Annotated in this window: 12 protein-coding genes; 2 read left to right on the top strand and 10 right to left on the bottom strand. The window is 54.0% G+C overall.

Annotated features, from left to right (window positions below; genetic code table 11):
- Positions 1-17: 17 nt before the first annotated feature.
- Both L2097_RS08510 and L2097_RS08505 read right to left on the bottom strand, forming a co-directional pair.
- Complete coding sequence (locus L2097_RS08510) at positions 18-566, bottom strand: flavodoxin family protein (RefSeq protein ID WP_047370711.1); 549 nt, start codon at positions 564-566, stop codon at positions 18-20.
- Between the two features lie 24 nt (positions 567-590).
- The gene (locus L2097_RS08505) at positions 591-1,019 is read right to left on the bottom strand and encodes a DoxX family protein (protein WP_047370710.1); all 429 of its coding nucleotides are present in this window, start codon (positions 1,017-1,019) and stop codon (positions 591-593) included.
- Positions 1,020-1,267: 248 nt separating this feature from the next.
- Here L2097_RS08505 and L2097_RS08500 point away from each other — a divergent pair, with 248 nt between their 5' ends.
- Positions 1,268-1,648, top strand: coding sequence for a winged helix-turn-helix transcriptional regulator (locus L2097_RS08500; RefSeq protein ID WP_047370709.1), 381 nt, complete (start codon positions 1,268-1,270; stop codon positions 1,646-1,648).
- 155 nt (positions 1,649-1,803) lie between these two features.
- Here the strand turns inward: L2097_RS08500 and dhaM are convergent, their stop codons facing one another.
- Genes dhaM through dhaK form a run of 3 tightly spaced genes read right to left on the bottom strand, consistent with a single transcriptional unit; the run spans position 1,804 to position 4,947 of the window.
- Positions 1,804-3,219, bottom strand: coding sequence for a dihydroxyacetone kinase phosphoryl donor subunit DhaM (gene dhaM, locus L2097_RS08495; RefSeq protein ID WP_250352591.1), 1,416 nt, complete (start codon positions 3,217-3,219; stop codon positions 1,804-1,806).
- A 15-nt stretch (positions 3,220-3,234) separates the two neighbouring features.
- On the bottom strand, positions 3,235-3,867 hold the full coding sequence (gene dhaL, locus L2097_RS08490) for a dihydroxyacetone kinase subunit DhaL (protein WP_047370707.1): 633 nt from the start codon (positions 3,865-3,867) through the stop codon (positions 3,235-3,237).
- Between the two features lie 9 nt (positions 3,868-3,876).
- Positions 3,877-4,947, bottom strand: a complete 1,071-nt coding sequence (dhaK, locus tag L2097_RS08485; RefSeq protein WP_250352590.1) for a dihydroxyacetone kinase subunit DhaK — start codon at positions 4,945-4,947, stop codon at positions 3,877-3,879.
- Positions 4,948-5,407: 460 nt separating this feature from the next.
- Between dhaK and dhaR the strand changes: the two genes are divergently transcribed.
- Positions 5,408-7,330 carry a dihydroxyacetone kinase operon transcriptional regulator DhaR gene (gene dhaR, locus L2097_RS08480; RefSeq protein ID WP_250353149.1) on the top strand — a complete coding sequence of 641 codons (1,923 nt, stop codon included), beginning with the start codon at positions 5,408-5,410 and terminating at the stop codon, positions 7,328-7,330.
- A gap of 10 nt (positions 7,331-7,340) precedes the next feature.
- On the opposite strand, the gene L2097_RS08475 is transcribed toward dhaR, so the two are convergent.
- The 5 genes from L2097_RS08475 to L2097_RS08455 form a co-directional block, all read right to left on the bottom strand.
- Positions 7,341-8,093 (bottom strand): alpha/beta fold hydrolase, encoded by a 753-nt coding sequence (locus L2097_RS08475; protein ID WP_250352589.1) that lies wholly within the window; start codon positions 8,091-8,093, stop codon positions 7,341-7,343.
- Between the two features lie 186 nt (positions 8,094-8,279).
- Complete coding sequence (locus tag L2097_RS08470) at positions 8,280-9,965, bottom strand: NAD-dependent malic enzyme (protein ID WP_142518785.1); 1,686 nt, start codon at positions 9,963-9,965, stop codon at positions 8,280-8,282.
- A 185-nt stretch (positions 9,966-10,150) separates the two neighbouring features.
- On the bottom strand, positions 10,151-11,089 hold the full coding sequence (locus tag L2097_RS08465; protein WP_047370704.1) for an AEC family transporter: 939 nt from the start codon (positions 11,087-11,089) through the stop codon (positions 10,151-10,153).
- Between the two features lie 216 nt (positions 11,090-11,305).
- A complete protein-coding gene (fumA, locus tag L2097_RS08460) occupies positions 11,306-12,955 on the bottom strand; it encodes a class I fumarate hydratase FumA (protein WP_142518784.1) in 1,650 nt (549 codons plus the stop codon).
- 90 nt (positions 12,956-13,045) lie between these two features.
- Positions 13,046-14,557, bottom strand: a complete 1,512-nt coding sequence (locus L2097_RS08455; protein WP_047370703.1) for an anion permease — start codon at positions 14,555-14,557, stop codon at positions 13,046-13,048.
- Between the last annotated feature and the right edge of the window lie 227 nt (positions 14,558-14,784).

Here is a 14,784-nt window from a genome sequence, read left to right as displayed (position 1 = left end):
TTCATACGTGCAGTAAATCAGTTGAAGCGTGCGGTAATGGCCGCAACACGTTCACCGAATTTGGTCGCGGTGGCGAGGTCGCCAGAAGGAATCTTATCAGCGCCCGCATCGGAAGGAGACTGCACCAACAGGCCGACAGAACCGCCCAGGTTGTTCAGATCTTCACGCGATGCAGCCAGCGTGTTCGCCGGAGGCAAACCAAGACTCACCCACACACCGCCGTGCTGAGACGCCAGGGTTTGCAGGTACTGTAACGTCACTTGTTTGTCACCGTTGAGGCTCGCGCTATTACTGAAACCGGCGAAAATTTTATCCTGCCAGCTACGGGTAAACCACGCCTTAGAAGTGGCATCGGCAAACTTTTTAAATTGCCACGGTACACCGCCCATGTAAGTCGGCGCGCCAAAAATAATCGCCTTCGCGTTGTTTAACTTTTGCCAGTCGCTCTCGGTGATTTCGCCATTTTCATTAATCGCAATCAGCTCAGCGTTGGCGCCGGCAGCGACATTTTCCGCAACCAGGGAAGTGTGGCCGTAGCCAGAAAAATAGACAACAACGATACTCATAGGTAATCCCTCAATGGTGAATGATTATTCTTTATTACCAGACAAACTGTATTTCCCGGCGCCAAGAAACATAATGCACAGGCCTCCGAGGAAATAGAGTGCTTCACTTTCAAGTCCCCATGCCCCGACGTTGGTCAGGGTAAAGAATTTATCGGTACCCACCAGCAAGGTTGCCACCACAATGTTAAAGGCATAAATAAAAGCGGCAGGGCGGGTTAACCAGCCAATAATGATCAGGACGGGTGCAACAATTTCTCCAATATATACACCCTGGGCGATAAAACCGGGTAATCCTTTAGCTTCAAGCATTGCGGAAATCCAGCCTGTGCCGTGGTTCACTTTGGCAACGCCATGAAAAAGCATTAAAATGCCGAACGTCAACCGAAGCAGTAATCGACCAAAATCAGGATGCCTGGTGTACCGGGTAAACGTTTCATCAAATTTATTCAACACGATGTCATCTCTTATTTCGTCGCGCCACTGACTGCCGCGTTATTGTGCGAAAGGTGGTCGAATGTTCTCAGGTTTATTTTATCGACACTGGATTGCGCAAGGTATGTATAAATACTTTGTCATTCAGAGTGCCTTAGTATCCAATAGATACCTGAAGCGATTTATACACATTATCCTGTGGTCATGAAAGAAGGCACCTGAAGGCCACTAAGTTTCCCTGAGGAAACCTTGTAAGAGAAACTATCGTTATGAATAAACTGCAATTACCTTACGATGTTTACGATGATCGCTGTCCGACGCGCGATGTGCTCTCAAGACTGGCAGATAAATGGGCATTGCTGGTACTGGGTTGTCTCGAAAAAGAGCCGCAGCGTTTTAACAGTTTGCGACGACATATTCGCGGGATCACGCAGAAAATGTTGACGCAGACATTGAGAAAGCTGGAGCGTGACGGGCTGGTCTCACGGAAAATTTTCCCCACGGTTCCCGTCACGGTGGAATACAGTTTGTCGCCGTTAGGTAAAACGCTCACACACACCATGTCATTTCTGACCCTGTGGGTAGAAGACAATATGGATGCCATGCTGGCGGCCCAGGCGGCGTTTGATAAGGCTAATCCCCCCAGCTAGCGAGAGAGTGCCCGGACAGGGGAGCAGTCTGCATGCAGTTAAGCGCGATGGCCGGTGAGTGTGCCGGGATGAGTCCCGTCGCAAGCGGTATCGTGAGAACGCCTGCGCATTATTGCGTTACAAAAAACACTCCCGGCAAGGGGAGTGTCGTCAGTTTATTCAGGGCGGGCGGCGTCGAGGGTAAGTGTTTCACCGTTGCGCACGTTTGCCAGTGCGTTACTTTGTTGATACAGCACGGAGATCCCGGCTTCTCTGGCGATAATCGCGCTATGAGAGTGCGGACTCCCCTGCAACAGGGCAATGCCGGCGATGTTTTTCTTATCCAGTTGCAACATGACGGACGGATAAAGATCGCTGGCGATAAGGATACTCGGGCGCAGCGGCGTCGGGATGTTTTCCAGCGCCTGCGCCAGATGCAGATGCGTGCGGTGCAGTAAATCTTCAATATCGATATAGCGAGCCTGCAAATAGGCATCATCAAGGTGGCGATACTGGCTGCTGAGTTCCATCAATATCTTATGCCACGCCCATTCCGCCGTGCATTTTCGCTGGCGCAGCATCTCCCAGGCACTGTCCATCAGGTCCTGATCATCAAGCAGAGTCTGGTGACCGGCAAAAATAGCGGCGATATCGGGTGAAAACTTCTCTTCCGCCAGGCGAATCAGATCACTCAGATCGTCCAGCGTATCTTTTACGGCACTGTGCAAACGGGCCATTTCCTCTTGCGGTGTTCGGACAGTGGCCTGGGCCAGCGGCAGTTCGCCTGGAGTATAGCGCAATGCCTGGCCTGTCATCTGTAACGGAACGTCTGGCGTCGCCTCAGGCTGTTGCGCCGTGAGCGTTTCGCCGAAATTCTCTTGTGCCAGACGTTCAAAGGCGGCCAGCGCCAGTTCCGCCTGCGGACCTCGGGCAATCAGACGCAGGGTGTCATGACAGCGTACCTGCAAAAGCGCTATCTGGTTAATGCTGTCCGGCTTGACACATTTTCCCTCCTTTTCCAGCAAAAGCCGGGCGTCAAACCCGGCCAGCGCAGCCACCAGGCGGGAAGCCGGGCGAACGTGCAGGCCGTTAGGGTTGTGCACGGTCACCGTGACAGTACGCGCGTCTTCTTGCAGATCATCGTCTGTTTGCGGTAGTGGGGGGGGCTCCTGCTGTGCGTCGAGTCCGAGCTGAACACGCTTTGCCTGGAGGGCGTTTTGCGCATCGGCAATCACTTTGTCAATGTCAGAACCGGTGGCGGCGCTAACCGTTGCAGCCAGAGTGCCTTCTACCAGTGGCGCAGCGCAGAGACGAACTTTCCCGGCAATATCCGGGTCAAGCAATTCCAGCGCGGTTTCCGCGCTTAACAGGGCGCTACCGATATCCATCATCACCAGCACATGATCGGTGTCGGCCACCGACTCAATGGCCTCCATCACTTTAATCGGATCGGTGCCGATCGGATTCTCGGGATCGTCAATTCCAGCGGCGATGGCTAACTTGCAGCCATCTCCCGTTAACATCTGCCGGGCCAGTTCCCCGACACCCTGGCCCAGTTGGGCGCTATGAGAAACAATTACCAGGTTAACCATCGCCGTTTCCTTCATTTATGCTTTTGCGGCTGCCGCCAGCATCTGCACCATAAACATCACCGAGGTTGCGCCTGGGTCCTGATGACCAATACTGCGCTCACCCAGATAGCTGGCGCGGCCTTTGCGGGCCTGCATGGTGATCGTCGACTGAACCGCCTGTTCCGCCACCTGGCTTGCGGCTTCCAGCGCTGCGGGAATCGACAGGTTTTGCGCGATCGCCTGTTCCAGCGATTCCGCGACAGGTAGCCAGACATCACACATCGTTTTGTCGCCGGGCTCTGCTTTACCACGGCTGATGACCCCTTCGGCGCCTTCACGGATCATCTGCTGCAGCTCAACCAGCGTCAGGCTTTGGTGGGCCTGTGTCGCCTGCGCCGCACGCAGAAAAAAGGTGCCGAATAACGGACCGCTGGCTCCACCGACATTTGAGAGCAGCACCATGCCGGTGTTTTTGAGAATAAAGCCGATGTCTTTGTCCGCGATGGCGGGCAGCTTTTCCACCACTTTGCTAAAACCGCGGTGCATATTCAGGCCGTGGTCCGCATCACCAATGGCCCTGTCCAGGCCGGTGAGGAAATCACTCTCTTTGGTGAAGACCTCGCCGCAACGGTAGAGCCAGTCAACAATTTGGTTTCTGTTCAGCGACATAACATTTCCTTAGTTACCCCAGGTCATAGCGGGTGTGTGGACAGGCGCATCCCACAGCGCGAGGATCTCGTCGTCGGCTTTGAGCAAGGTAATGGAGAAGCCGCCCATATCCAGTGACGTACACCAGCTACCAACCAGATTACGTTCGATGACAATACCGGCTTCCTGGCAGCGCGTTTCCAGTCGGTTGTAGACGCCGTACAGTTCAGACAGCGGCGTTGCACCCAGATTGTTGACCATCGCAATGACGCGATCGCCTCGCTTCAGGGCCTGTTTGCTCTGTTTGACTTCCTGCCAGCTACCGCTGGTGTGATCCCATTCGCGCAGGGTGCGGCTGTAGTTGCCGTTTTCCAGCAGAACCTTAAACATCTCATCGACAGTGGTATCAAGAGAGCTAAACGGGCGGCGGTCAATACCCGGTTCACCGTGGATACCGACGCCAAACTCCATCTCGTTATCCGCAAGCGTAAACGAAGGCTGGCCGGCCGCAGGCACGGTACAGGCGCTCAGGGCGATACCGATGGAGTGCCCCTGATTGTTGAGTTTGCGGCCCAACTGCGCGCAGGCATCCAGTGAATCTCCGCGCTCGGCGGCGGCACCGACCAGTTTTTCAATCAGTACGGTATTCGCCACTCCACGGCGTCCGGCGGTATAGAGACTGTCTTTCACCGCCACGTCGTCATCCACCACGACAGTGGTGACCTTCACACCGCTGTCGTGCAGCAATTCAGCGGCGGTTTCGAAATTGAGGATATCGCCCGTGTAGTTTTTGATGATCAGCAGTACGCCTTCACCGCCATCAATGGTCATGGCGCATTCGAACATTTTGTCCGGCGTGGGAGAGGTGAAAATCTCCCCCGGACAGGCGCCGCTTAACATGCCTTTGCCGATATAGCCGCAGTGCATCGGTTCGTGACCGCTTCCGCCGCCGGATAACAGCGCCACTTTCCCGGCGACAGGGGCATCGGCGCGGGTCATATACACCGGGTCCTGGTGCAGCGTCAGCTCAGGGTGCGCTTTAGCCAGGCCAGCTAATTGTTCGCTTAATACATCTTCCACACGGTTAATCAGTTTTTTCATTATTCCTACTCCGCAGGAGGTGAACCAGGCCATCCGCTGCGCGCAGGCCTGATGTTGTAGGGTATCAGCGGCGGATAACCGACATCCGGGTTTCCCTGGCCGATGTGCTGATTCTCCTCTGGTGCGAGAAAAAGAAAATGTCTAAAAATTGGGTTTCATAGTGAAACACTCTTATGAACAAACGTTCCAGATTGAAACGCTGCTGCCGTAAAAAAGGTGAAAATGCGACCGGCGATCACTTTTTAACCTTTTTCTCGCTGCAGGATATATTTTGTCCAGGACGTCAGCGTACCCGGACGGCGATCTCTGCCAGTCGCCTCGTACGGCGGCCAATGAGAGGCGGATCGCATGACGCACTATCGTTGTTGATGAAGGTTCCATAATGGAACGTTTTGCGTTGATTTCTTTTTGGGGATACAGCGACAATAACCGTCTCTACCTGACCCCGACGGAACTGCGTATGACTCAGTATCAGATGACAGAACAGGATGTCGCCTCCTTCATCGCCCATTCCTGGCAGCGCTGCGAAAAAATGATGCAGCGTGAAACCTGGGGGACACCGCATCAGGCGCAAGGGCTGACGTTTGAAACCATCAGCCGTCGTAAAACCGGGCTGCTGACGATTGGTCAGGCGGCGCTGGAAGATGCCCTGGAATATATGGAAGGGCGCCCCTGCGCGCTGTTCATTCTTGATGAGTCCGCCTGTATTTTGAGTCGCTGCGGTCATCCCGACACGCTTGATGCGCTGGCCCGGCTGGGGTTCCTGCCCGGCAGCTACTGTGCGGAAAGTATTATCGGCAGCTGTGCGCTATCCCTGGCCGCGATGATGGGCCAGCCGGTTAAGACGCTGGGCAACCAACATTTCAAACAGGCGCTGTTCCCGTGGGCCTTTTGTTCAACGCCGGTATTCGATAATCATGGCCGTTTGTCAGGGTCTATCGCGCTGTGCTGCCGGGCGGAGCATGCTTCATCAGCGGATCTTTCGCTGACGCTGGCAACGGCCAGGGAGATAGGCAACTCACTGCTGACAGACAATTTGCTGGCGGAATCCAACCGCCACCTGAACCAGATGTACGGTCTGCTGGAAAGTATGGATGACGGGGTGATGGCCTGGAATGAGCAGGGGGTGTTGCAGTTTCTCAACGTGCAGGCGGCGCGCATGCTGCATCTCGACGCCCAGGTCAGTCAGGGGAAAAATATCAGCGACCTGGTGACATTACCCGCGCTGCTTCGCCGGGCGATTAAACATGCCCAGGCGGTTAACCACGCAGAAGTGACATTTGAAAGCCAGCATCAGTTTATTGATGCGGTGGTGACCCTCAAACCGATCGTCGAAGCGCAGGGTAACAGCTTTATTTTGCTGCTACATCCGGTGGAGCAGATGCGTCAGCTAATGACCAGCCAGTTGGGTAAAGTCAGCCATACCTTTGAGCAGATGCCTGCCGACGATCCGCAAACCCGCCGTCTGATCCAGTCTGGTCGGCAGGCGGCGCGCGGTGCGTTTCCTGTTCTACTATACGGGGAAGAGGGGGTGGGGAAGGAGCTGATGTCTCAGGCTATTCATAATGAGAGTGAACGTGCCGGGGGGCCATATATCGCCGTCAACTGCCAGTTATATGCTGACAGTGCGCTGGGGCTTGATTTTATGGGCAGCGCGGCGACAGAAAATGAGAAAGGGCGTCTCAGCCGCCTGGAGCTGGCCAACGGCGGAACGCTGTTTCTGGAAAAAATCGAGTATCTGGCCCCCGAGCTACAATCAGCGTTATTGCAGGTGATTAAGCAAGGGGTGCTCACGCGGCTTGAGGCCCGGCGTCTGGTGCCGGTGGATGTCAAAGTCATTGCCGCCACCACGGTCGATTTGGGGAATCTGGTTGAGCAAAACCGCTTTAGCCGCCAGCTCTACTATGCTTTGCGCGCTTTTGAGATAGTGATTCCGCCGCTGCGGGAGCGTCGTGAGAGTATTCCTTCACTGGTACAAAACCGTCTGCGCGGACTCGAACGGCGATTTTCTTCGCGCCTTCGGGTGGATGACGATGCGCTGGCCCGGCTGGTGGCCTACTCCTGGCCGGGGAATGATTTTGAACTCAACAGTATTATTGAAAATATCGCTATCAGCAGCGAACAGGGCCATATTCGCCTGAGTCATCTGCCGGACTGGTTGTTTAACGAAGGCGGCGCGCAGCAGGAACCGGGCGCCAGGTTGTCGGCAAATCTCACGTTTTCTGCCGTCGAAAAAGAGGCCATTATCCAGGCCGCCAGGGTGACCAACGGGCGAATACAGGAGATGTCGCGGTTGCTCAACATTGGTCGTACCACCCTGTGGCGCAAAATGAAGCAGTACGACATTGATGCCAGCCAGTTTAAGCGCACACACCTGCGCTAATGGCCTGGGGTTATTCGTATTCTGAGCAGAACGCGGCCAGCGCAGCGGCAAGGGCGGGTGGGTTCTCCCACGACATATTATGTCCGCAGTCGGCCAGTTCCACGGTGGCGATACCCATGGCACTCAGCTGCGTAAAATCAGTATCCGGCAGGGATTTTTCGCCAAACAGCAGGCAGACAGGCTTATTAAGTTCAACAAACATCTCAAACCACTGATTGCCGGCAATCAGGCTGGATGCGCCACGCCAGACAGCCCAGGGGGCGGCGGCCGATAAACTTCCGGTCCAGGGGTTTTTATAGTTGTTCATCATGAGCGCATAGACATGGGTGATATAGGTCTCTTCATCGACCCGGCAAATCTGACGGCTAAAAAATCCCCCATCGGGGCGGAAGTTAGGCTCGGAGACGATCAGTCCACGTAAACCGTCCAGTTGAGTTGCGGCTTCAATGGCGATACTCCCGCCCATGCTGTGTCCATACAGAAAGTAGTCATTGAGCTGTAAATGGGTAATCAGCTCGGCGACGACACGGGCCTGTTCGCTGATGGAATAGCTAAATTCTTTCGGTTTCTCGCTGTACCCATAACCCGGCAGGTCAATCAGGATGGCGCGTCGGCCCTGGAAGTTTGGGTCGCAAACCACGCGCGGGTACTCGTACGAAGAGGCACAGCCAAGGCCGTGTACAAAGACCAGCGGCACACCGTCGCCGGGGAGATCTAACCAGCGGACAACACAACCTGCCCGGGTAGAGAAAAATGCGTTCATCTGTTTTTCCTTGCGATGAAGTTTTTTGCGCGGGCCGACAGCATCCACGCATCAGCGAGAGAAGGCCATCATCACTCCTTCATTCAGGGGATGTCAAAAGTTATAAACTGCTAAGCAGATCAGGCATTTTACGAGACGGTGTGTGGTTTGAAAGCAGGGGAGGTCCATTCCCCTGCCTGCGCGAACTTAGAACGACGCGCGTTTATAGGGGGCGTATTGCGCTTCCCAGAAGGTTTTCTCGATGGCCGCATTCAGTTCGTCGTCGCTGGCCTGCGGGGCGACCCCATCCTGCTGAGCGGCACGTGCAGTGGCTAAGGCAATGGCGCGGGAAATCTCACCGATATCCTCCACTGCCGGTAACAAACCGCCGCGCTCCAGGGTGGCCTGCGGTGAATGTGCGGCCAGCGCCTGGCTTGCCGCCATCAGCATGTTTTCCGTTACCCGTTTGGCTTTCCCGGCGAGGATCCCAAGCCCCAGCCCCGGGAAGATATAGGCGTTGTTGCACTGGGCAATCTCGTAGACCGCGCCATCGTAATGCACTGGCGCAAACGGACTGCCGGTGGCAATCAGCGCCGCACCCTGGGTCCATTCAATCAAATCGCGTGGCTGCGCTTCCGCCCGTGAGGTCGGGTTGGAGAGCGGCATAATGATCGGACGCGGGCAGTGGCTGTACATCTCTTTGACGATCTCTTCACTGAACAAGCCCGGTTGACCGGAAACACCGATCATCACCGTCGGGTGGGCGTTACGCACCACATCCAGCAGGGAGATATTGTTCTGCTCCACATCCCAGTGGGCGATAGCCTCGCGCGGCGTGACCAGTTTTTGCTGGAAGTCGAGCAGGTTCGGCATGTCGTCCGTCAACAGGCCAAAGCGGTCAACCATAAAGACGCGGCCGCGCGCCTGCGCTTCGCTAAGACCGGTTGAAACCATATAGGCAATGATTTTTTCCGCAATGCCGCAGCCTGCGGAGCCACCCCCTAAAAAGACAATCCGCTGGTCCTGTAAATTCACGCCTGCGGTGCGCGAGGCGGCAATCAATGTACCCAGGGTGACGGCAGCGGTGCCCTGAATGTCATCGTTGAAGCAGCACAGTTTATCCCGGTAGCGGTTGAGCAATTTCGTCGCGTTCTTCTGGGCAAAATCTTCGAATTGCAGCAGAACGTCGGGCCAGCGGGCTTTGACCGCATCGATGAACATATCCATAAATTCCATGTACTGGTCATCGGTGATACGTGGGTGCCGCCAGCCCATATACAGCGGGTCTTCCAGGCGTTGGGTATTGTTAGTCCCGACGTCAAGCATGATAGGCAGCGTGGTGGCCGGGTTGATCCCGCCGCAGGCGGTATAAAGGGAGAGCTTGCCGATAGGAATGCCCATTCCACCCACGCCCTGGTCGCCGAGGCCCAGAATGCGCTCACCGTCGGTTACGACAATGACACGGATATCGTTACGTGAAAATTGTTGCAGCATCTCATCAATCTGGTGGCGGTTCGGCCAGGAGATAAAGAGGCCACGGGCGCGGCGATAGATATCGGAGAAATGCTCACAGGCTTCGCCCACCGTCGGGGTATAAATGATGGGGAGCATTTCACTTAAATGCGTGCGCACCAGGTTGTAAAATAATGTCTCGTTGGTGTCCTGAATATTTCGCAAATAAACATGTTTCGAAATGTCACGTTTGAAATGGCAAAACTGCGCCCATGCCCGGTCAGTTTGTTCTTTAATGGTTTCTATCGTGTCGGGGAGCAGCCCATTTAAATTCAGTGCCTGGCGTTCTTCCTGAGTAAACGCCAGCCCTTTATTTAATAATGGAGTTTCCAGCAATACCGCCCCGGTATAGGGCGTGTACAGCATCTCTTTTTTTAACATGTTACGACTCCTGAATAAACACATACCTTGCCTGCAAAAACGGCAACGTATTGCCGTTATTAATGAGGTCGCCTGGTGTTGATTAAAGTTACGCCATGCCATTCTAATCGCACATGGCGTTGGTTTTTGGTTTGTTTAATTTAAAAAAGCTTTAATTAGTTAAATAACATCTGTTGATACTTGATTTATGAAACCAAATAAATCATGAACCCTTCGGTTATTACGCCAAGTGCCGTGCCTAATAATATGGACGATGACGCTGATTCGACATAGGTGTCACTACGCAGGGCAAACATGCCGGCGGCAATAGCTGATGGGGTCGCACCAATAATAACAACTTGCTGCATCAGCGTATGATTGAGACCGAACGCTAACCCGGCAACGGCCATCATGATCGGCTGAATTAAATTTTTAATGCCAATATTGGTACAGGTCTGAATGTTGAAAGAAGGACGCTCGCCGTAAAACAGCAGACCGAGTGCGAAGAGCGATAAGCCACCGGCGATTTTGCCTACCATCTCAATGGGCGAGCTGAGCAGGTGCGGCAATTTTACGCCTGCCAGGCTCAGCAGAATACCGGTTACCGGGATCCAGACGATAGGGTTACGCGCCGCTTTCCACAGATTTTGCAACACCATTTTCACCGGGTTCAGGTCTTCGGTGTGATTTTTATCGCCCATACGGATAAGGACAATGGTCAGTGGGATCATAAATACGCTGGTCACCACATTGCCAATCAACACGCCGAGAAAACCTTCTGGCCCGATTAATACCGCCAGTACCGGTGCGCCAAAATAGGCCATATCCGGGAAGGCGCAGACCAGTGATTGAATGGCGCTGGTCTTAATATCGTGGCGAAACACGAAGCGGGAAACAAGCAGAGTAAATAAATAAGAACCCATCAGGCCAATAACCAATACTGCCATAAATGACAGATTTTGTATTTTCTCCGGGTCAGTATTTAATGCGCCAATAAATAGATGAAAGGGCAGCGCGAAGCGGATAACCACAGATGCCATGACATTGGCATCTTCACGTTTAGTATAACCTAATTTCCCGCTCAACCAACCTAATACCATGATGAAAACTAAAGGGAACAAAGATTGAAGTAAAATTGATTGCATAAATGATCCTGTGCCAATGTTTTATTATAAGGGATACTGACAGTGGATAATTTAGCGATCTCTTCTGCAATAATGAGTGATGGTAGTCACATTCACTCTGGTTTAAATAATTACAGAATGCTTACTTTAGTTTAATTAGTAAGGAGAGGTGATGAGCTAATAATATTGCTTTTGCGGGAAATCGCAAGCCGGAAAATACCGGCCTGCGTAAGTTAATTATTTCATTGCACAATTAGCGCATTGTTTATTCTGGATCTGCTGGAAAAAGTCATTGCCTTTGTCATCCACAAGAATGAAGGCCGGGAAATCTTCCACCTCGATTTTCCAGATAGCTTCCATACCCAGTTCCGGGTACGCCACACACTCAAGGCTTTTTATACTCTGCTGCGCCAGTACCGCCGCCGGGCCGCCAATGCTGCCGAGGTAGAAGCCGCCGTGTTTATGGCAGGCATCGGTCACCTGCTGGCTGCGGTTGCCTTTTGCCAGCATCACCATGCTTGCGCCCCGGGCCTGTAACTGATCAACATAAGAGTCCATACGCCCGGCCGTGGTTGGGCCGAGGGAGCCAGAGGCATAGCCTTCCGGCGTTTTCGCCGGGCCTGCGTAATAAATCGGGTGGTCTTTAACATACTGCGGCAGGGCCTCGCCACGGTCGATAATCTCCTGCAATTTCGCATGGGCGATATCGCGAGCGACGATGATCGTGCCGGAAAGGGACAGGCGGGTTGAGACCGGGTGCTGTGACAGCTGTTTGAGAATGTCGGCCATCGGTTGATTGAGGTCGACTTTTACCGCATCACCTTCACCGGCTTCGCGCAGTGCCTGTGGAATGTATTTTCCCGGATTCGACTCCAGTTTTTCAATCCAGATACCATCGCGATTAATTTTAGCTTTGATATTACGATCCGCGGAACAGGAGACACCCATGCCCACCGGGCAGGAGGCGCCGTGGCGCGGCAGGCGAATGACCCGAATATCGTGGGCGAAGTATTTGCCGCCGAATTGCGCGCCGAGACCAAGATTTTGTGCCTCGATCATCAGTTCTGCTTCAAGCTGAACATCGCGGAACGCCTGGCCGTGCTCGTTGCCTTCGGTCGGTAGCCCATCGTAGTAATGGGTAGAGGCGAGTTTGACCGTTTTCAGGGTGGATTCCGCAGACGTGCCGCCAATGACAAACGCAATATGGTACGGCGGGCAGGCGGCAGTACCGAGGGTACGCATTTTTTCCACCAGGTATTTTTTCAGCTTCGCTGGCGTTATCAGCGCCTTGGTTTCCTGGTAGAGGTAGGTTTTGTTGGCAGAGCCGCCGCCTTTCGCCATACACAGGAATTTGTACTCGTCGCCATCGACGCTGTAGAGGTCAATCTGCGCAGGCAGGTTGGTGCCGGTATTGACCTCTTTGTACATATCCAGCGCCGCGTTTTGCGAGTAGCGCAGGTTATCTTCGGTATAAGTGTTATAGACGCCGCGGGTCAGCGCCGCTTCATCACCGCCGCCAGTCCATACGCGCTGGCCTTTTTTGCCCATGATGATCGCCGTGCCGGTGTCCTGGCAGGTCGGTAACACGCCTTTGGCGGCAATCTCAGAGTTACGCAGGAATTGCAGCGCCACGTACTTGTCGTTTTCGCTGGCCTGCGGGTCGGTCAGAATCCCGGCAACCTGTTGCTGATGCGCCGTGCGCAGCATAAAGGCGGCGTCGTGGAAAGCCTGTTGCGCCAGCAGAGTAAGAGCCTGCGGCTCGACTTTCAGTATCTGCTGCCCCTCAAACTCGGCAACAGAAACATGCTCGCGGCTGAGGAGATAATATTCCGTATCGTCATGCGCCAGCGGGAAGGGATCCTGATAGTAAAACGGTTTCGTCGACATAGCTCTCTCGCTTTTTTTAAGGTTAGAGCCGCATACATCCATGCGGCAGCGACAAAAAAACGCCGCCGGAGGGTCTCCGGCGGCGAGGAATCAGAACATCATGGAAATCCACGGATAACCAATCAACAGCAGGGCGGCCAGGAAGATGGCACCGAAAATGGTCCCCAGACGCCAGTAGTCTTTGGTGGGCAGATAGCCGCTACCGTAGTAAATCGGACTTGGGCCGGTACCGTAGGGGGTGATGATGCCCATCACGCCCAGCGACGTGACCATCACCAGTACAAAGACCTGCATATTCATTCCTGGAATGGTTGACGCGATGGTCAACATAGCCGGCAGCAGTGCGGTGGTGTGCGCCGTGGTACTGGCGAACAGGTAGTGCAGCAGGTAAAACGCCAGCAGCAGAACAATGGTCGCCACGCCCGGTGAGACGTTGCCCATCAGCGAACCGCCTTCTTTACCCAGCCACGCGATAAAGCCGGTGGAGGAGAGACCGTCGGCCAGCGCTACCAGGGTGGCAAACCAGACGAAGGTGTTCCATGCGGCTTTGTTGCTGGTGATGTCGTTCCACTCCAGCACGCCGGTCCACAGCATCAGCACGATGATAAGCAGCGCGGCGAGGGCCGGTTCAATCCAGTTGGCGGCAAAGATCCACATCACCAACGCGGAACAGACGAACACCAGCAGCAGGATTTCATTGCGCGACAATTTGCCCAGCTTTTCCAGCTCACGGCTGGCCCACAGAGGGACTTCATCGTTCACTTTCACTTCCGGCGGGTAGAACCAGTACGCCAGCAGCGGCATGGTCAAAATCAGCAAAATACCCAGCGGCAGGAATGCCAGGAACCAGGTCCCCCAGGAGATGTCGAGCCCGGTAATGCTTTTTACCAGTGCCAGAGACAGCAGGTTTGGCGCCAGCGCAGACAAGAACATGGAACTGGTGATACAGGCCGCAGTGATCGCCACCCACATCAGATAGGAGCCGATTTTACGCGCGCTCGGATCGTTGGGTTTTGAACCGTACAACGGCGGCAGGTTGGCAATGATCGGGAAGATGGTGCCACCGCTGCGTGCGGTATTAGACGGTGTGAACGGCGCCAGCAACAGATCGGCGAAGGTGATGGCGTAGCCGAGCGTCAGGCTGCGACGGCCGAGATATTTCACCAGAATCAGCGCCAGACGGCGACCGAAGCGGGTCTTGTCGTAGCCGGCGGCAAACATAAAGGCACCGAAGATAAGCCACACGGTGGAGTTGCTAAAACCGCTAACCGCCCATTTAAAGGACTGCGCTGCGAGTTTGAATTTCGGATCCACGAGTTGCTCAGGGCTGAACAGCAACCACTGGCTGCACAGCGCAATCACCACCACGCCGGTCATACCGATAACTGCGCCGGGCAGGGGTTCAAAGATAAGCCCGACGATCACGCCCACGAAGATGGCGAAATAGTGCCATGCAAACGGTGGCAGGCCTTGCGGAACAGGCACGAACAGCAGGAGTACCGCGACAATAACCGGTAGCGCCAGCATCAATAGCTTGCTCGGGTTGCCACTCTTTTTACTGCTCACCTGTGAAGGTGCTAAAGCGGATGATTTCTCTTTCATAGTAGCGTTCTAAGGTTGATAAGGATTCTGTTTCCACGCCGGGTAATACGAATTTAATGACTTTAGTTACAAAACTTTTTTTACTTATTAAATTCAAACCTGGCACGTTAAATAAATGGGTTTTAGCCGCAATAAAGCATGCGAAAAATTAAAAATCGGGTCTTTTTCTATAATGCTATTTTCGCTTTATCAGCAATTGATCGCGATCAAGAAAATTATCTAATGGC

The organism is Citrobacter sp. MNAZ 1397 (assembly GCF_023613995.1).
Lineage (GTDB): Bacteria > Pseudomonadota > Gammaproteobacteria > Enterobacterales > Enterobacteriaceae > Phytobacter > Phytobacter ursingii.
The sequence above is the reverse complement of the archived record's forward strand: the minus strand, read 5'-3'. Positions and strand labels throughout refer to the sequence as shown.